The sequence below is a fragment of the Telluribacter humicola genome (genome assembly GCF_017355935.1).
In the GTDB taxonomy this organism is placed as follows: domain Bacteria; phylum Bacteroidota; class Bacteroidia; order Cytophagales; family Spirosomataceae; genus Telluribacter; species Telluribacter humicola.
Genome location: NZ_JAFIQT010000004.1, coordinates 135129 through 153826, shown reverse-complemented (window position 1 = coordinate 153826; position 18698 = coordinate 135129). Strand labels below are relative to the sequence as shown.

Genomic DNA, 18698 nt, shown 5'->3' with positions numbered 1-18698 from the left:
TTATTTCTTAAAGCATATTGTAAAAGTAGTACCAACATCCACCTGACTTTTCACCTGAATGGATCCTCCCATTGATTCGATTTGTGACTTGATCAGGTACAGGCCAAGACCTTTGCTGTCGGGGCGGTCATGGAAACGCTGATATAGTCCAAACAGTCTGTCTCTGTATCTCTTCATGTTTATTCCAATGCCATTGTCCCGGTAGACTACTTCCACTTCACTACCCTTATCACTGGTCGTAATGTCAACCTTGAGGCTGCGCTGGTACGAGCGGTACTTAATGGAATTGGTCAACAGGTTCAGAAAGATGCTTTCCAGGTAAGTTCTGTCAAATGATATACAAGGTGCTGCTGTATCATCCAGCATGATCTCAGCTTCGGCTTCCAGTATCTGGATACCTATCTGATCACAGACCTTGTTAAACAAATCTCTGATACAGATCAATTCTTTTCCCTTTGAAGGATTGCCCTTTATGATCAGCACGTTGATCAGATCATTTACGGTAGAATTAAGCGCGTGGGTAGAGGTATCAAAGCCCTTGATCAGTTCATTCAGGGTGGGATCTTCAACCGGTATATCTTTCATCAGATCCAGGAGTCCAATCAGGTTGGAGAGCGGAGCCCGGAAGTTATGGGACGTGATATAGGTAAACTGGCGCAGGTCGTTGTTAGTCAGGGTCAGTTCCCTGATCAGTTCTTCCCGCTCCTGTGATTCATTGATTTGCCGGGTGATATCCCGGGAATTAACAACAATTCCTCCCACCGCCGGATCATCACACATATCCGTAGCCACTGTTTCAATCCAGCGGAAATCAGTAGGTGTATTTAAAAAACGAAAGGGAGCCAGCCTGACCTGTTTTAGGACTCCCAGCAGGGAAAAATGCTGCATTACCCAATCCCGGTCGTCTCTATGAATAAAGTCAAAGACGCTCTTTCCGACAAAATGGGTCGCCGGCAAATCAAGTACCTGTTCGATGGTAGGAGATACGTACTGATAGGTACCTTGCTGGTCCAGTATCGCAATCAGATCTGAGCCTTCCTGTACCAGTGCCCTGAATCGCCTCTCACTAAGTTCAAGCCTCCTTTTATCTTTTATCATCTGCGTGATATCTTTGAAATAGATGGAAAGACCATCTTCCGAAGGGTAAGCATTGACTTCAAGCCAGCCCTGAATGGATGGCAGGAACTCTTCAAAATGGGTGGGAGTTTGATCAGTCAGGGCCTTTTTGTATTCCGAAAAGAATTTTCGTGGAATGGCCTCTGGAAAGATAGCCCAGAGGTTCTTCCCGATGGCTTCTCTGGCTTTGAACCCCAGGATACGCTCGGCTTCTGGATTCCAGTAGGTAATGTTAAATGTGTTATCAACGGCTACGAAACCATCTGTAATGCGCTCTAACAGGTTGGTAATTTTATCAGTATTTATACGCAACTGTTCTTCTGCCTTCTTCTTTTCAGAATTGTCCCTGCCGACACAAATCAGGGTATTATCCTGTTGGTCCCAGTGTGCTGTCCACGCCAGTGGTACCAGACTACCATCTTTGCGGACATAGCGGTTTTCGAAGTTACGAAGTTCTTCTCCTGCCATCATACGATCAGGAGCTTCCCAGACCCCGGAATGATCATCCTGATAGACCAGATCCTTAAAGTGTACTCCTAAGAGTTCGTCCGGATCATAACCCAGTATGCTTCTGCTGGCTTTATTAATCTTTATGAACTTACCTTCTTCATTGATAGCACAGATTATATCAAGGGAGACATCCAGAATTCTTTGCTTTTCATGAAAGGCTTTTTTAGATTTTAACTGAGCCATCTTTTTTTCAGTGATATCAATGTGAATCACAGTAGCGGCTAGTATTTCATTATTTCTGATAATAGGGCTGATACAAGACCTGAACCATTGGGGGCGCCCAGATAGGGGACAAACAAATTCAAAGCAGAAATCACTGTTCTGGCCCGTAAGGACCTTCTCTACGCTCTCCCGGATCTGAGCATTTTCGGGTTCCTCGGATTGGAAGCAAACATCCGGATATTGACCTTGTAGTAAATCTTTATCAGTCAAGTCGTGATCAGTCAAAAAAGTCGACCAGGATTTATTGATAGTCAGAAACTTTCTATCCAGGCCTACAATAGCAACATTAACGGGAATACTTTCGTAGGCTAGTTTATAGATATCATACGCATGACTGAGAATTTCTGAGCTACTTCCATGGGAGAGAGCAGCAGTGCCAACAGGTCGATTTTTCAAAAGTATACGAGGGTAAAATGGTGCACTTACTATATCTTCAAAAAGTATCTAAGGACTCGGGCGTAGTCTCTTTTTGATTAGTTCAGTGTGTGCTCAGTAGAGGCTGATAGAGTCTGGTAGCCAATAACTTATTATAAAATAAGCAGTACAGTTACATACCACCGTATCGGTAAAGTCTATACATATTCAAAAGTAGGCAGGTTGGGAATGATAATTTATGACAATTGTCATAAATTAAATAATAGGTTACATAGTAGAAGTTTATAAGCATTTACTGCTGTACAAAAGTACTGGCCTGTAAATAGTTACCTAATTGTACTATATACGTTGTAATATAGCTAGTATGACAGGTTTGGGTATAGTTTTTTAACGACTTTCCATGTTGCATAATTGTAAGCTACGGGTTACATAAGAATGCATGTTGGTTTGAGAAGAAAGATACCGAGCGATGAAATACCTGACAGCAAACGGAAAGATATTATCAGGATCATGTAGCCTGGAAGTGCTTACAGACCTGAAGAACTCCTTATTTTATGGAGCCAACCGGCAATGGGAAAACTTTCTGGAAGCCCTTTCCCTGTGGGTGTACGTCTGCTATAAGGAGCGGATAGATGAGGAGGATGTACTGGGAATTGTAGACCAACTGGAAGAAGTGGGCTTTCTCTTGCGTCTGGAGTAGCGTCTCATTTATACCAATTTCAATGTTGTATGTATCTCCTTAGCATTAAGTGCGCCTGCATGCCCTATTAGTAAAGCTTACCAGTACCAGCTCCCCCACACGAAATACTACTTTTCAATCTACTCTTTAATTAACAAGCGGCTTTGAGTAATGCTACATGATTTATATATTCGAAAGCTACCTCAGTAAATTTCTGTATCAAATTTAGTACATCCATTTGAACCAGCTGTAGCTGCTAACAAAACTACCTACATATTTATAAAGCAGGAAGCCCGGTTATAGGCCGGGCTTCCTGTTGTTCTTTATGGCAAAACCAACTTTTAAGGTGTGTATATATGACTAAACAAAAGTGAGGATACAAAATTGATTTGGCAATACTGTAAATACAGTATTTTTTCAATTAATTATACATTATTATCTATTTTACTTAGTTCAAAGGCTAGTTTAGGTGCCTGTAATAGCCGTTGAAGTATATTTATGAAGTTGTTGCTGTACTTCAATGTTCACCCTACCTAAACACTTCAAGATAGGTAAGGCCACTTAATATAGTGGCTCGACTTGTAGAGAGATATAGCTTAGCCAGAAGAGGGGAACAGGAGCCCAATCTTCAAATCAATGCGCTGGCTAAAAAGAATTTGAAAAATAATAGAGCTATTTTTCATAGCCTATAACAAAAAGATAGCTGAGGCGTTTTATAGGTGTTATATTTTTAAACCCTGGTGCTACTCACCGGGGTATTTTTTTGCCCGTTGCTATCCTGTCCCTGATTACTTCTTAATTGGAAGACCTGCTTGTATGCTACAATAGCCAGTATTACGTTCAACCGCGGCAAAACACAGCTATTCAAAATTCCCATAATCAGTGACGTGTTATTCGCTTCGTAAAGATTTTACAGGATTCATAAGGGCAGCTTTTACTGATTGAAAACTTACCGTCGCTAAGGCTACAAGTACAACCAGCAATCCGGCTACGGCAAAGACCCACCACGGCATGGCAATTTTGTAGGCAAAATCTTCCAGCCAGCGAGTCATGGCGTACCAGGCAATGGGTGTAGCAATCAGAATGGCAATAAGAACCAACTTCAGAAAGTCTTTAGATAATAATGTCACGATGCCTGTTATACTGGCTCCCAGCACTTTCCTTACCCCGATTTCCTTAAATCGCTGCTGTACCATGAAGGAGGCCAGTCCAAACAAACCCATACTAGCTATCAAAATGGATAAGGCGGTAAATAGTCCGAAGAGTTTTGCGAAGACTTGCTCTGCCTGATACAACTCAGCGTACTGCTCGTCAATAAAGTTGTACTCAAACGGCCAGTCAGGCGCCAAACCTTTCCACTTGTTTTCCAGAAACTCCAGCGTAGCCGCCATATTTTCAGGTCTTACCCTGACCACTATGCTGGTGTAAATTTCTGGGTAGATATGCATCACGGCGGGTTCAATTTTTTGGTGGAGTGACTTGTAGTTGAAATCCTTTACCACACCAACTACGTGGCCTCGCTTGATAGAGTCTGCCGGTGTGGTACCCGCTGACCACTTCGGCCAAAAGATTTCCTGGCCTATGGCTTGGGCCGGTGTATTCCAGCCAAGGGCCTTAACGGCTGTTTCATTGAGAATAAAGCCTTCCCCGGCATCTGTACCATATTGAGGTGAGAAATTGCGTCCGGCGACTAGCTGCATTCCCATGGTAGGGATGTAGTCGTAGTCAATCAGAAACATGTTGATGGGCGTTTCGCCAGTCTGTCCAGCTAGTCTTATGCCATCTGCGGCAACCATACCACCGGGTATACCATAGGTAGCCGTAGCCGCTTTAATGGCAGGATTTTGTAACAGCTCCTGCTTTATATTTTCATAGTTATTCCGCATAGCCGTATTCCTGATCGGTAGTACTATGGCCTGCTCACGATCAAATCCCAGGTCTTTGCGTTGCACATAGTGTAGTTGACTGAAGACAATACCTGTCCCGATGATCAGGGCCGTTGATACTGTAAATTGAAGAACCACCAGTGTTTTACGAAGTGAGTACCCTCCTTTGCTTCCTTTACCTACATCCCCTTTCAGAACTTTAACCGGTAGGAATCCTGACAGGAAAAAGGCCGGATAAAGACCGGCTAAGAAACCTACTACTAAGGTAGCAGCCAATAGGCCTACAATAAAGGTGGGAGTTAGCGATTCGCCAAACGCTAAGGATTTATTCATCCACTGATTAAACAGGGACAGAAAAACATCCACAATTCCCAATGCAACCACCAGGGCCAGGAGGGTGAGTAGGATAGATTCACCTAAAAATTGACGTACTAACTCCATACGATTTGCACCGATTACCTTCCGTAGCCCCACTTCCTTGGCCCGCTGCATCGACTTGGCCGTGGACAGGTTCATGAAGTTAAAGCAGGCAATCAGGAGCGCAAAAAGGGCAATGACGGTGAAGGCATATATGTGGTTGATATTTCCTTTCCGGGCGATATCATACTCCCATTCCGCCGAGCGGAGATGAATATCTTTCAATGGCTGAAGCTGCATCTGGAAGCTCAGGTTTTTGGCATCCAGTTCTGATTTTGCTCTTTCGGTTAAAAATGCCGGAAATTTGGCCGACAGTACTTCCGGGGCAAGCGTTTTGCCATCTCGGTTTTCGGTTAATACAATGTACGTATAGAATTGTTGCCAGGTCCAGTTCTCCAGTCGTTTTGGATCATCTACGATGGACTTCAAAGTACTAAATGAACCTACAGCGTTTGCCTTAAGATGCGAATGACCAGGTACATCCTTCATCACACCCGTAACCCGCATATCCAGCTCGCCCGCAAAGCTAAGTACCTTATTAAGTGGGTCCTGATTGCCAAAATATTTCCTGGCCATGGATTCGCTAATGACTAGTGTGTTGGGCTCTGTCAGTGCGGTGGCCGGATTGCCCTGCGTTAGCGGAAAGGAGAAAACCTCATAAAAAGAGGGATCGGCCAGAAGAATATCTGATTCCAGATATTTTTTATCTTCATAACTTATCAGCAATTCACTACCATAGGTCATAGTAAACACCCGCACACTTTCTTCAACCTCCGGAAAGGAGGCTTTGAGCGCAGGAGCATAGGCCGGTGGAGTGCTGGCTATTTGATTTTGTCGCCCATCAGATTTAGATATATTAACAACCCGATAAATTCGCTCAGCTTTAGTGTGAAACGCATCATATTGGTACTCATCAAGGATAAAGATGACAATGGCCAGACAGCAGGCAAGCCCAATAGATAAGCCAATAATATTTATAAATGTAAAGGACTTATGGCGAAGCAGATTCCGCAAAGCTATTTTTAGATAATTCCTGAGCATGTTGGTTGTTTATAGGCAATCAAATACATGTACCTTTATTTCTTATGTGACTATAAGTGTATTAACTTCATACCATTAAAAATATTGGCTGTAAATCAATGTGTTATCTGATGTCGTAGAAGATTTCTGTTCATTAACGGACATAGTTGTACAGATGCGTACACCGGAAAGAATTTTTGCTAAAATGTAACGTGGTCCTTTTGAAGCTTCAAGATTTCTTCAAAATGTAATTAGATCTTAGTCGTTGCTATGAAAGTACTCATCATTGAAGATAATCAGGAACTCTCCCGTAATATCTATCAGTACCTTCAAGGGGAGGGATACATCTGTGAGGTAAGCTATTCGGTACAGGAGGCTGAGGATAAGCTACTATGCTTTCCCTACGACTGTATCGTGCTGGATGTTATGCTACCGGATGGAAATGGTCTGGATCTGCTTCACTTTATAAAATCCGAAGAGATTGATACGAGTGTACTGATCATATCAGCCAGGAATGCGCTGGATGATAAAATACTGGGTCTTGATCTGGGGGCGGATGATTACGTGACCAAGCCTTTTCACCTACCCGAATTGTACGCCCGGCTCAAAGCAATCTACCGGCGGAAAATCCTGCGCGGTGATCCTGTCATTATCTGTAATGAGATTTCCATCAATACTAATACCCTGGAAGTTTCGGTGCAGGAGCACCCCCTGGACCTGACCCGGAAGGAGTATGATCTTCTTCTTTACTTCATAACCAATAAAAATCGGGTACTTACCCGGCAGACTATCGCCGAACATCTCTGGGGAGATTATACGGAATCTTTGGCCAACTTTGACTTTGTCTATCAGCACGTCAAGAACCTCAGAAAGAAGATCACAACCGCTGGCGGCAATGATTATATAGGTACCGTGTATGGTCTTGGATATAAATTCAATGTAGTTTCATCATGAAAGGCATCCGTCTGAAACTGATCGATCAGTTCACGCTATGGTTTTTTGCTATCACCGTTGTCGTATTGATAGCCGGCGGAATCATCGTATTTATGAGCGTACAGAATGAGATCATCAGAGAAGACAGCCGCAGACTCAAAGATACGGTACACCTGGTAGCAACCCGGCTCCAGCAAGGTGCCCCGGTAGACCAGCAGCAGGGGTATATGGTAAGGATACAGGAACTGGCCCATACTGCCCCGCTTATCCCTTTACAGGTAGTGGATACACTATTCTGGTTTCCTTCCCACGAACACTACGAGAGACAGTTAATGGCTGTTGCCTCCTATAAGATTAGAGGCAAGCATTATCACATAGCCGCCTCCAATCTTGTGGCTGAGCCGGATGAAATCGCGGAGGGAATCGCTAAATCCCTAAGCTGGATATTTATACTTCTATTGGTACTGGTTGGAATTTTAAGCCGGTTGCTTTCCCGTAAGTTGCTGGCTCCCTTTCATGAAACGTTGATCGCTATCCGTGGCTTTTCTTTATCCGGACAAACACCTCTGCATCTAAAGGATACCCAGATCAGGGAATTTGAACAGCTCAACCGTTTTCTGGAAGCAATGACACAGAAAGCCGTTATTGACTATCAGTCCCTCAAGGAATTTACTGAGAACGCTTCCCATGAATTACAGACTCCTTTGGCTGTCATTCGGGGTAAACTGGAGCTACTGATGGATTCGCCCATTACCGACCAGCAGGCCCTACTGGTGCAGGCGGCCCTTGATTCTATAGAAAAGCTTTCAAAGACCAATGAAGCACTCACCCTGCTGACCAGGCTGGACAACCGGGAATACCAGGCTACTGAATCTATTGATATAAGCCGTCACCTTAGCAATGGAATTTTTCGTCTGCAGGAGTTATTCGAATTGAAAGGGCTCCATCTGGACTATGAACTGGCTGATAACGTACGGGTGTGGCTTCACCCGGTACTGGCTGATATCCTGCTCAACAATCTGCTTAGTAACGCAATGCGCCATAATATTCCGGACGGAAAAGTAACCATTATCTTAACAGAGGCGTCCCTGCTTATTCAGAATACAGGTCTTCACCCACAGATCGCTACTGAGCAGCTCTTTCAACGGTTCAAAAAGAGCAATCCCAGCCAGAACTCAACGGGACTCGGACTGGCCATTGTTAAACAAATCTGCGACCTGAATAGCTTCAGAGTGAGTTATCAGTATAGCCAGGGATGGCACCGTATTGAAGTAGTCTTCAGGAAGGATAAATCTGGACAGCGTAAAGCAAATTTGGAAAGAAAAAAAGTTTTGAACGAAGAGTGAAATTCTTCCATTTGATCCAATCCCGAATATAAAACAGCTATTTACTGTACTAGCTAGATGCTGGCTTGGTGATAATACCCTGTGTACTTCAAATTCTCTACAAAATGTGTTTCTTCCTTTGGACAATTAAAGAACACACTTGTGAATTATTAAAGTCATGAAGTACAGCCTATTTTTCCTGCCGGTACTGTTACTGGTATCCACATTACTTGCCGCCCAGATAGTCCCACAGGGTAGCTACGCCATTAAAGGAAGCTTAGTGGATAATGCACAGAAGCCAATTCCTTACGGGGCCGTTGCCTTGTATCTTTCCGCTGACTCTTCACTCATTACCGGTACTACCTCCGGCGAAATGGGACAGTTTGAGCTACTGGCAAAACCGGGTCAATACTATCTGAAAATATCAATACTATCCTTCAAAGAAAAGCTTGTTCCCAACCTGCGGGTTACTGATCAGCCTGTGCAGCTGGGAGTGATTACTTTACGACCCGATACTGAACTTCTCGATGAGGTAACGGTACGGGGGGAGCGAAGTATGATGGAGCTGGAGTTGGACAAGCGAGTCTTTAACGTGGGGGCAGACCTGAGTAATATTGGAGGAAGTGCCGCTGAGATACTTGATAATGTTCCTTCGGTGTCGGTAGATGTAGAAGGAAATGTGAGCCTTAGAGGGAGCCAGAACGTACGCATCCTCATCGATGGTCGACCTTCGGGATTGACTGGTATCAGCAGTCCGGATGCCTTGCGGCAACTGCAGGGTAATCTGATCGAGCGCATTGAAGTTATTACCAATCCGTCTTCCCGCTACGATGCCGAAGGTGAGGTAGGTATAATTAATATCATCCTGAAGAAAAACAGGAATCAGGGAGTAAACGGCTCCTTTACCATCAATGTCGGTACACCGGCCAACTACGGGGGCTCTTTTGACATCAATTACCGTAAAAACAAAATAAATCTATTCTCAAGCTATGGGGTGAACTACCGTTCCCGGCCGGGCTTCGGTAATTCCTTTCAGTCCTTCACGGGAAGTGACTCTACCTTCTCCTACTCTGAAACCAACCGGCGGACCCGCGGAGGCATTTCGCATAATTTCCGGGTGGGGCTGGATTACTACCTGACTGAAAAAAATGTACTAACGGGCTCTGTGCTTTACCGCCGTTCTGATGGCCGAAATACCTCACGCTACGTATACCGGGACTTTGGACCAATGGGAGAACTGGTCGAGACGACGGAACGGAATGAACTGGAAAAAGAGCCGGAGAACAATATCGAAGCCGCCCTAAGTTTTAGAAGAGAGTACGATCGGGCCGGACGTAGCCTTACCGCCGATGTCAAATGGATAGTGAGTGATGAAGATGAATTTTCGTCCTTTCAGCAGGGAGTACTGGGCGGCCCCATCAACCTGAGGCAAAGGTCCAGTAATACCGAAGATGAACGTAACTTTCTTTTTCAGGCCGATTATGTACATCCCTTTGGGGAGAAGAGCAAATGGGAGGCCGGTGTGAAAAGCACCTCCCGGGTACTAAATAATGATTTTCTGGTTGAGCAGCAGGAAGAGGGGGGAAGCTGGCAGGCACTACCTCGCTTCGATAATTATCTGATCTATCGGGAGAACATCCACGCCGCCTATATGATGGTGGGAAATCAGTTCAAAAAGATGTCGTTACAGGCGGGTCTAAGAGGGGAGTTTTCGGATATCACCACGGAACTACCCGAAGAGGATCTGGTAAATCAGCGAACCTACTTTAACCTGTTTCCGAGTGTTCACCTTTCGTATGAGTTAGCTAAGGACAAGGCGCTTCAGCTGAGTTACAGCTACCGTCTGAGTCGCCCCGGCTTTCGTGAGCTATTACCATTCTCCGGTTTTAGCAACGCCCGCTCTTTGATGGTAGGAAATCCAAACCTGAATCCGGAATATACCCATTCGCTTGAAGCCGGTCACCTGCTCAACTGGAGCACGGGTTCATTACTTTCAAGCGTCTACTACCGGTACCGCCTGGGCGTAATCCAGCGGATCACGCTGGTTGATTCGGTAGGCTTCAACCGAATCTTTCCGGTGAATCTGGCTACGCAGAATGCCTACGGCCTGGAATTCAACTACTCAAACACGATTCAAAACTGGTGGCGGGTAAACGCGAACTTTAACTTCTACCGGGCTATCACCAGCGGTAGGTACCAGGATCAGCTACTGGAAAGCGACACCTACACCTGGACCAGTCGCGTTACTTCAAAGATGACATTCTACCGCAAATGGGACTTTCAGGCCGGCATAAATTACCGGGCTCCCCAGCAGATTCCGCAGGGGCGGGAGCTGTCTACCTATGCCATTGACCTGGGCCTGTCCAGAGACGTCATGAAGGGCAATGGTACCTTTACGTTGAGCGTGCGGGACCTGTTGAACACCCGCAAGCGCCGGACCATCATTGAGCAGGTAGGCTACTTCTCCACCTCCTCTTTTCAGTGGAATGCCCGGCAGATATTGCTTACCTTCAACTACCGGCTAAACCGCAAGAAGGAAAACCGGGGAAGGGAAGGCATGGATGGCGACAACGAGGGCGAAAATTAGTCACATTTATGATCTGTCGGTTGGTTAACCAACCGACAGATCTTCTTCGTTTAGTAGCTGCTCATAGCGTTCCTTTTTGAACCGGTACAGGTAAGGCGCTTTACTGGCCGGAATGGTAGGCCGTTTCTCCAGGCGTTCCAGCACATCGTAGTTCATGATCTGCTTGTAGAAATTGCGACGGTCCAGCTTGCGACCCAATATCGTTTCGTAAAGACTCTGCAGCTCGGACATGGTGAATTCCTCCGGGAGCAGATTATAGCCAATGGGCTGATAGCTGAGCTGCCGCCTGAGCGTTTTCAGCGCCAGGCGTATCATGTCGTTGTGGTCAAACAGCAGTTGAGGTACCTGATCTATATCCCACCATTGACATTCATCTGACATGATATCAGGGGTAGGATTTACCTTGGTGTATTCGACCAGTGCGTAGTAACCCACCGAGATATCCCTGCTCCAGAAACTTGCTATATCCACCCCCAGGGATTCTAGTGGCTCCTTTAGACCCATCTTGGTCAAAGTCTCCTCCCAGGAAAAGTGAGTCAGTCGATCAACTTTCCCGAACGTCTGAAATTGTTGTAAAAACAGCTTTTCCAATCCGGTACGCTCCCTTAGGCTCCGGTACGCCGCTTCGTTCAGGTCTTCGTCTTTTCTCACCCTTCCGCCCGGTAACAGCCAATCCTGCGAACCCTTAAATCGTATGAGTAGGACCTTCATCTGTCCCTCGTGAAAACCAAAAATAACCAGGTCCAGTGATACCGAAGGCAGGTAGTGATCTCTATAATCCTTCAGGAATGATAGTAGTATTTCGCTACGATCCATAAATTTTTTTTATTGTGCGTAAAAAGTACACGCAAAAATCGATACGTTTGTGCGTCTAATGTACGCACATAATTACATAATGCTAATGGCCCCCTTTTTTTTCTCCCGGAGCGTGTATGCTTCTCTCCTTCTTACCGGACTGGCCGTAAGTCTTTGGTCCTACTCAAGTCGTCTACTTAACGGTCCCGGCGATAAGCCCGAAGAAAACCGCTTTACCAAGGTAGTCCTGGCCGAGAAGCTCAATGAACCCATGGAACTGGCTGTATTGCCCGATGAACGGGTACTGCTGATCGAGCGACATGGTGCCGTGCGGCTCTACTCGCCCGCGACCGGACAACTCAAAACCATAGCTACCATACCGGTTAGTACGAAGTACAAGGACAGGGACGGAAGTGAAACCGAGGCTGAAGATGGACTGTTGGGAATGAACATCGACCCTGACTTTGCTACGAATGGATGGATCTACCTGTACTACTCACCCGAAGGTACGGAGCCTAAAAACATCCTGACCCGATACCAGCTGAAGGGAGATAATCTAGTGCTTTCTTCTAAGAAAATACTTCTGGAAGTACCTGTACAGCGCGAACAGTGCTGCCATACCGGTGGCTCCATTGACTGGGATCGGGAAGGGAATCTGTACCTCTCGACCGGCGATAACACCAGCCCCAGGGCTACGCTGTATGCACCCATTGATGAGCGGGAGGGCCGTGGTCCCTGGGATGCTCAAAAGTCATCAGGTAATACTAATGATCTGCGCGGAAAGATTCTGCGTATCAAGCCCCAGACGGATGGCTCGGCCCCCTATACCATTCCCGAAGGCAATCTATTTCCTCCGGGTACCCCTAAAACAAGACCCGAGATCTATACCATGGGGCACCGTAACCCGTACCGCATAGCGGTGGATAAGCGCACGGGCTTCCTCTACTGGGGCGACGTAGGTCCCGATGCCGGAGAAGATTCAGTGGGTGTTGGACCTACCGCCGAGGATGAATTCAACCAGGCCCGGAAGTCCGGTAACTTTGGCTGGCCCTACTTTGTAGGGGCTAACAAGGCCTACTACGATGTTGATTTTGCTACTGGACAAAAGGGGGCTCAGTTTGACCCCGCTCACCCGTTCAATGATTCACCCAACAATACGGGCTTGCGTGACTTGCCACCAGCCCAACCGGCACTAGTTGCTTACCCGGCTGCCGAAACTAAGAAGTATCCGATCATGGGCGCGGGAGGACGCAGTGCCATGGCAGGTCCTGCCTACTACAAGGAAGATTTCAGGAATGCGAAGCGTCCTTTTCCGGACTACTACAACGGCAAGGTGTTCTTCTACGAATGGATGCGGGATATGATCCTGGCTGTGAGCTTTAACGAGAAGGGAGATATGACAGGTATGGAGCGTTTCCTGCCCAATATGCCCCTGAGCCATCCCATTGATATGACCTTTGGTCCTAATGGAGACTTGTACGTGCTGGAATACGGTACCGGATGGTTTACTCAGAATGATGATTCTCGGCTGGTGCGCATCGAGTACAACGCCGGCAACCGCAAGCCGACTGTACAGGTAGCGACCAGTCAGATGGCCGGAGCCGTACCACTGAAAGTAACCTTGTCGTCGGAGGGTACTCAAGATTTCGACGGGGATGCACTAACGTACCAATGGAAGATTGTGAGCAAGTCCGGCGGCCAGCCAACGGTAATCAGTGGACCGAACCCAACCCATACTTTCCTGAAGCCCGGGCAGTACAAGGCTATTCTGACTGTAACCGATGCCAAGGGAGCCGCTGAGACCCGTGAGGTGGATATCGTAGCAGGTAACCAGCCGCCCGTGGTGACGCTGGACATTACCAAGGGCAACAAAAGCTTTTACTTCCCCGGCCAATCCATTGCTTATCAGGTGGGTGTGACTGATAAAGAAGACGGTAGCCTGGCCAGTGGCAAGATCCAGCCTAAGCAGGTTGTGGTGAAAGCCAGTTATCAAAATGAGGGTTCTGAACCCACGGCTACGGCATCAGGTCATAAGTTCACGGAAGCCGCTTACCTGGGCACCGGCAAGGCCCTCATGGATCAAAGCGACTGCAAAGCCTGCCACTTTACTGATAAGAAATCGGTGGGACCCGCCTTCAATGAAGTATCCAAACGTTACAAGGGCGATGCCAACGCAGTAGCCAGCCTGTCGAACAAGATCATCAAAGGCGGGGGGGGAGCCTGGGGCGATGCCATCATGACCGCTCACCCACAGATTAGCCCGGCCGACGCGCAGGAAATGGTGAAGTATATCCTGAGTCTATCCAGTCAGCCTGCTGCAGCTCCTTCATTACCTGCCAAGGGTACCCTTACCCCGGACAAGAACCAGCAAGGTGATCTGGTACTGCGGGCCTCGTATAAAGACAAAGGCGCCAACGGGATGCCTGCTCAGTCAACAGAACAGGTACTTATTCTGCGAAATACGCTACTGAGCCTTGGCAGGAGCGATAGCCAGTCAAAGGGAACGATGGTGTACAAAATGGGCCAGAATCCACTCCTGATTGTAATGGCAACAGATACGTACGCCCACTTCAATAAGCTGGACCTGACCGGCATCAGGTCTATGGAGTTTGCGGTAGCCGTTCCTAAGGACCAGCTCAAGGCCGTGGGAGGTCGAATCGAGGTACGGATAGATTCACCAACGGGACCCCTGCTGGGTCAAACCGAGCACATACAGCCCGTAGAAGGAGGTGGAACCAGTGCCGCTGCTGCTTTCGCACCAAGCCTCGCCAAGGTTACTCTTACGCCCGTATCCGGAGTGCATGATCTTTACTTTGTATTCAAAAACGAGAACGCGGGTAAATCGCCGCTTTTTGTTCCCACAACGGTCCACCTGTTCAACTAACGAATGATCATGAAAAAAGCGGTCAAAATTATTCTTTGGAGCGTGCTGGGGCTGGTACTGATCCTGGGAGCAGGCGGTTCCGTATTTTTCTATAAAATCCAATACGGCTTTCCCGTCAGCTATGAAACCGAAAAGCCTGCCATTGAATTTCCTGTTGGTAAGCCAGCCATGTTGGTGTTCTCAAAGGCAACGGCCTTCCGCCACGGGGAATCAATCGAAGCTTCAAAGCCTGTTTTTCGGGAGATGGCCCGGCGCAATGGCTGGTTTGTCTACGAAACGGAAGAAGGTGGTGTCTTCAACCCGGAGCAACTCAAGCAATTCAACGTTGTTATCTTCAATAATTCCACCGGACCAGTGCTTAACGGTGAGCAGCAGCAGACATTGGAGCAATACGTTGAAGCAGGAGGGGCCCTGGTAGGTATACATGGTGCGGGAGACAACTCGCACCAGTGGCCCTGGTACGAGGCAAGCTTATTAGGTACCCAATTTTCGCACCACTCGATCAATCCGCACTTACAGACGACCGATGTACATGTTGAAACCCGTGTTGATTCGACCCTGTCCCGTAGTCTGCCCTCAACGTGGGCTCACGAAGACGAATGGTATGTTTTCTTCAACCAGCCCAAGGGGGTAAAGGTGGTATCCTATATCAATGGAGAGAAGATCATTCCCACTGGCAATATGCTTTGGATCAATGACAAAAACTTCGGGATGGGTAAGTACCATCCTACCGCCTGGTATCGTTCGGTGGGGCAGGGGAAGACATTTTATACTTCAATGGGCCACGATGCCGGGGTATGGCAGGATACTCATTTTGTTCAGCTGGTAGAAAATGCCCTGCGGTGGACTTTGGAATGAAAATAGGGGCCGTGTGGCTTGTAACTTAATTAATTAGCATAGAAATCAACAATAAGTCTATCTAAAATCAATCAACAGAATGAAGAAGATCGTTTTCACCTTTGCATGTTTAATCTCCCTATCGACCAGCTTTGCGGCTCCCTCAGTGGAAGTAGCCTCCGCCGAAACCAAGCAGGTACTTGTCGCAAATCCGGCTGACCTGTCTCAGTACGTTGGTAAGTACAAGTTCGAAGGACTACCTTTTGAATACATCACCATTTCAGAGAAAGACGGTAAACTAATAATCAACACCGGTACTGACGAGGGGGAACTAACCCCGGTAAAAGATGCGACTGACAAATTCGATGCGGGCGGACAGGCCACATTGACCTTTACCCGCGACGCCGACCAGAAGGTCACCGGCCTTACGCTGGATGCACAGGGCTTTACGTTTGACGGCAAAAAGGAAGCCTAAAACTGATCGTCTAACTATAAGGGGGATCACATCACAAATGTGATCCCCCTTATTTATATCAGAACAATAGAGTCAGGTGGTACTTAAAGCTAGAAAATAATCCTTAAACTGGACTACGTCTTTGCCTCATTTAGAGGGTAAATTGGTTCTTGCCCGCTTTCAAAGGGAGCGACTTACCTTTCCAGACAAAGTTACCCGCTGTCCTCTCGGGCAGATTGATCTCAGCCCGAAGCTTACCCTGCTGTACCTTGTAGTTAACGGACAGCTTTCCATTAGGATGCGGGATTTCACCGCTGATATCATCAATCGATCCTAAATGTGGCGTGATCCTGACTCGGGAGAAGCCAGGGGCGTCACTCTCAATACCCAGAACGGTACGGAAGAACTCAATATTGGGGCTTGAGCCCCAGGCGTGGCAGTCCGATCGGGTTGTACTTACATCTGATGTTTCGGCCCAGGTGGTGAGGCCCATCGTCATATTTTCCCGCCACTTATCCAACCAGCTCAGGTAATCATCGCCCCTACCTGCTTTGGTCAGGGCCTGATGCAGATAGTACTTGAAGTAGATTGATGCCGGAACCAGTGTTGTATCCGTTAGCAACGCCTGGGCCACGGTAGTGGCCTGCGGGGCGGAGGTTACCCCAGCCAGGATAGCTAGTGAATTGGCGTGCTGAGAATAAGTGTCTTTGGTTTCGGTATCGGCATAGAGGTTGCGGCTGGCATTCCAGTACTTGCGCTGGATGGTCTTCTTTAGCTGCTCGGCCCGGCTCGTGTACTGGCTGGCCAGTTCTTTCAGGCCTAACCTGTTTTCCAGATCGGCGGCTAGCTGGTAGGTCCACAGCAGCTGCATATCCAGCACGGCCGACTCCCCGTTTTTCCCGATAGGGGCCATACCAAAGTCCCAGCCTTTGCCCTCCGACCAGTCGGTAAATACCCAATAGGGAATATCCTTCAACGACCCATCGGCTTGCTGATAGCGCTCGAAAAAGGATAAGACCTGCCGGGCGCCGGGTAGCTTGTCTTTGATGAACTGGCTGTCGGGCCGGTACATGTAGTAATCATGCAACATAGCTACCCACCAGAGCGAGAAGGTCGGAATCTGCTGATGCAGATCGGTCGGGTAACGGCTTAGCGTAATGCCCTCTGGTATACGGGAATGGTCCATCAGGGTCAGGCCGTACCGGGCCAGCCGGTCATCCCCTGCGTAGTACATGGATACCAGTGCCTGTATGCGGGCATCCCCGATGTACTGCAACTGCTCGTAGTAAGGACAATCCATGTACGTCTCAAAGGCGCAAAGCCTGGCGGTCCGCCAGCCGATGTCAAGCATTTGCTTCAACTCAGGGTTCCGGGTCTGGAGACGGGCCTGCACCTCGAAGGGGTAGCCCGTAAAGGTCCCGTACAGGTCTTCGATGACCAGCGGGTCGGCTTTAGTATTGACCGCCAGTTGTATGTACCGGTAGGTACGCCACCAGAGCGGGGTGTACTCCTGATTCGTTGTTCCGTCGGAGATCAGACTATCCGCTTTGCCAATGAACGTCTTTCCCTCCACTTCGTTGCGATTGCCCTTGGCGGGCATGCCCATTCTGACGTTAGGCTTACCTTCGTAAAGGGCCTCGGCATACCCCATCGACAGGGTGGCCTCCCGCCCCCCGCTGAAAACCAGCGTAGGGTAGGCATTCGTCAGTTCACCCTGATCCAGCAGGATCGTAGCTCTGGTATTAGCGGGTATGGTTACCCTGGTTTTGGTAGCCGGAAATCCTGCAGGTACCTGCACCCCTTCGGCCTGGCGCGTAGCCACCAGCCGCTGCTGGGTCATTTCCATGGGCGGTATCGGAGACGGTACCAGCATCCAGCCGGTAGAGTTGACGGCGGCATCTTTAGTAAGTCCTGGTGCAATTGCGCGTGCTGACACCCATTGGCTATCATTATAGCCTGCCTTCTGCCAGTCTTTGACGTGTTTGGTCATATCCACCAGTTCGGCCGGACCGGCCACGTAATAGCCCGGAACGCGTACGGTTAAGGGCTGGTAGCTCTCGTCCTTGATGGTCTTCCAGCTGTTATTGGTATTCAGTACCTCTTCGGCGGCGGTATTACCCTGGAGGATAAAGGCGGTCAGGTACGAGATCTGGGCTTCCGGCTTTAAGCGGCCGTCGTTCCATACTACGGCCGCCACGGTATTGTTGCCCGCCTGGAGGTAAGGAGCCAGATCCACCGTCTCAAAGTTCCAGAAGTAGAGGTCTCCCCGGGCGGGTCCCTGTGAAATCTGTCTGCCGTTCACAAAGAGCTTGTAGCGGTTGTCCGCCGACACATGAATGACAAACGAAGCAGGCTTCTCTTTCAGCTCAATGGTTTTCCTGAACTTGTAGACACCGTAATCCCTAAGGCTTAGGTCAGAGGTGGCGGTATACTGGTTGATGGGCCGGCCGGGGCCAGTGATCCACTGGGCTTTCCAGGGCTTCTGCATCAGATCAGCACTGAGCTGCTGAGCGGCCAGCGGGCTGGGCAGCCCAAGCACAACCGCTATACAAAGAGTAAAAATGAATTGTAAATGAACTCTCATTGGAGTAAATGTTGAAAAGGAATAGGTAGTTTAGGTGCTATAATTTTTCGATGGAGCGCCACATCGCCAGCTCC

At 48.0% G+C, this 18698-nt stretch carries 11 protein-coding genes; 7 read left to right on the top strand and 4 right to left on the bottom strand.

Annotated features, from left to right (window positions below; genetic code table 11):
• Positions 1–2244 (bottom strand): PAS domain-containing sensor histidine kinase, encoded by a 2244-nt coding sequence (locus JUB14_RS18715; RefSeq protein ID WP_207508341.1) that lies wholly within the window; start codon positions 2242–2244, stop codon positions 1–3.
• A 448-nt stretch (positions 2245–2692) separates the two neighbouring features.
• Between JUB14_RS18715 and JUB14_RS18710 the strand changes: the two genes are divergently transcribed.
• Positions 2693–2923 (top strand): hypothetical protein, encoded by a 231-nt coding sequence (locus tag JUB14_RS18710; RefSeq protein ID WP_207508338.1) that lies wholly within the window; start codon positions 2693–2695, stop codon positions 2921–2923.
• Between the two features lie 869 nt (positions 2924–3792).
• On the opposite strand, the gene JUB14_RS18705 is transcribed toward JUB14_RS18710, so the two are convergent.
• Positions 3793–6246 (bottom strand): ABC transporter permease, encoded by a 2454-nt coding sequence (locus JUB14_RS18705; protein WP_207508337.1) that lies wholly within the window; start codon positions 6244–6246, stop codon positions 3793–3795.
• A gap of 249 nt (positions 6247–6495) precedes the next feature.
• On the opposite strand from JUB14_RS18705, the gene JUB14_RS18700 reads away from it, so the two are divergent.
• The 3 genes from JUB14_RS18700 (at position 6496) to JUB14_RS18690 (ending at position 11070) form a co-directional block, all read left to right on the top strand.
• Positions 6496–7179 carry a response regulator transcription factor gene (locus tag JUB14_RS18700; protein ID WP_207508336.1) on the top strand — a complete coding sequence of 228 codons (684 nt, stop codon included), beginning with the start codon at positions 6496–6498 and terminating at the stop codon, positions 7177–7179.
• Positions 7176–8504, top strand: a complete 1329-nt coding sequence (locus tag JUB14_RS18695) for a sensor histidine kinase (RefSeq protein ID WP_207508335.1) — start codon at positions 7176–7178, stop codon at positions 8502–8504. The genes JUB14_RS18700 and JUB14_RS18695 overlap by 4 nt, the downstream gene beginning before the upstream one ends.
• 157 nt (positions 8505–8661) lie before the next feature.
• Positions 8662–11070 (top strand): TonB-dependent receptor, encoded by a 2409-nt coding sequence (locus tag JUB14_RS18690; RefSeq protein WP_207508334.1) that lies wholly within the window; start codon positions 8662–8664, stop codon positions 11068–11070.
• A gap of 24 nt (positions 11071–11094) precedes the next feature.
• Here the strand turns inward: JUB14_RS18690 and JUB14_RS18685 are convergent, their stop codons facing one another.
• Positions 11095–11886 (bottom strand): NUDIX hydrolase, encoded by a 792-nt coding sequence (locus tag JUB14_RS18685; RefSeq protein ID WP_207508333.1) that lies wholly within the window; start codon positions 11884–11886, stop codon positions 11095–11097.
• An 85-nt stretch (positions 11887–11971) separates the two neighbouring features.
• On the opposite strand from JUB14_RS18685, the gene JUB14_RS18680 reads away from it, so the two are divergent.
• The 3 genes from JUB14_RS18680 (at position 11972) to JUB14_RS18670 (ending at position 16061) form a co-directional block, all read left to right on the top strand.
• The gene (locus tag JUB14_RS18680) at positions 11972–14749 is read left to right on the top strand and encodes a PQQ-dependent sugar dehydrogenase (RefSeq protein ID WP_207508332.1); all 2778 of its coding nucleotides are present in this window, start codon (positions 11972–11974) and stop codon (positions 14747–14749) included.
• 9 nt (positions 14750–14758) lie between these two features.
• Positions 14759–15607: a ThuA domain-containing protein gene (locus JUB14_RS18675; protein ID WP_207508330.1), complete on the top strand. Its 849-nt coding sequence runs from the start codon at positions 14759–14761 to the stop codon at positions 15605–15607.
• Between the two features lie 79 nt (positions 15608–15686).
• Positions 15687–16061, top strand: coding sequence for a DUF3471 domain-containing protein (locus JUB14_RS18670; RefSeq protein WP_207508327.1), 375 nt, complete (start codon positions 15687–15689; stop codon positions 16059–16061).
• Between the two features lie 130 nt (positions 16062–16191).
• Here the strand turns inward: JUB14_RS18670 and JUB14_RS18665 are convergent, their stop codons facing one another.
• A complete protein-coding gene (locus tag JUB14_RS18665; protein WP_207508325.1) occupies positions 16192–18624 on the bottom strand; it encodes an alpha-L-rhamnosidase-related protein in 2433 nt (810 codons plus the stop codon).
• Positions 18625–18698 lie beyond the last annotated feature (74 nt).

Bases quoted from the DNA above. Each gene is read 5' to 3' on its own strand.
- JUB14_RS18675 (WP_207508330.1), top strand. From the start codon at position 14,759: ATGAAAAAAGCGGTCAAAATTATTCTTTGGAGCGTGCTGGGGCTGGTA.
- JUB14_RS18670 (WP_207508327.1), top strand. From the start codon at position 15,687: ATGAAGAAGATCGTTTTCACCTTTGCATGTTTAATCTCCCTATCGACC.
- JUB14_RS18695 (WP_207508335.1), top strand. From the start codon at position 7,176: ATGAAAGGCATCCGTCTGAAACTGATCGATCAGTTCACGCTATGGTTT.
- JUB14_RS18680 (WP_207508332.1), top strand. From the start codon at position 11,972: ATGGCCCCCTTTTTTTTCTCCCGGAGCGTGTATGCTTCTCTCCTTCTT.
- JUB14_RS18700 (WP_207508336.1), top strand. From the start codon at position 6,496: ATGAAAGTACTCATCATTGAAGATAATCAGGAACTCTCCCGTAATATC.
- JUB14_RS18690 (WP_207508334.1), top strand. From the start codon at position 8,662: ATGAAGTACAGCCTATTTTTCCTGCCGGTACTGTTACTGGTATCCACA.
- JUB14_RS18665 (WP_207508325.1), bottom strand. From the start codon at position 18,624: ATGAGAGTTCATTTACAATTCATTTTTACTCTTTGTATAGCGGTTGTG.
- JUB14_RS18705 (WP_207508337.1), bottom strand. From the start codon at position 6,246: ATGCTCAGGAATTATCTAAAAATAGCTTTGCGGAATCTGCTTCGCCAT.
- JUB14_RS18685 (WP_207508333.1), bottom strand. From the start codon at position 11,886: ATGGATCGTAGCGAAATACTACTATCATTCCTGAAGGATTATAGAGAT.
- JUB14_RS18710 (WP_207508338.1), top strand. From the start codon at position 2,693: ATGAAATACCTGACAGCAAACGGAAAGATATTATCAGGATCATGTAGC.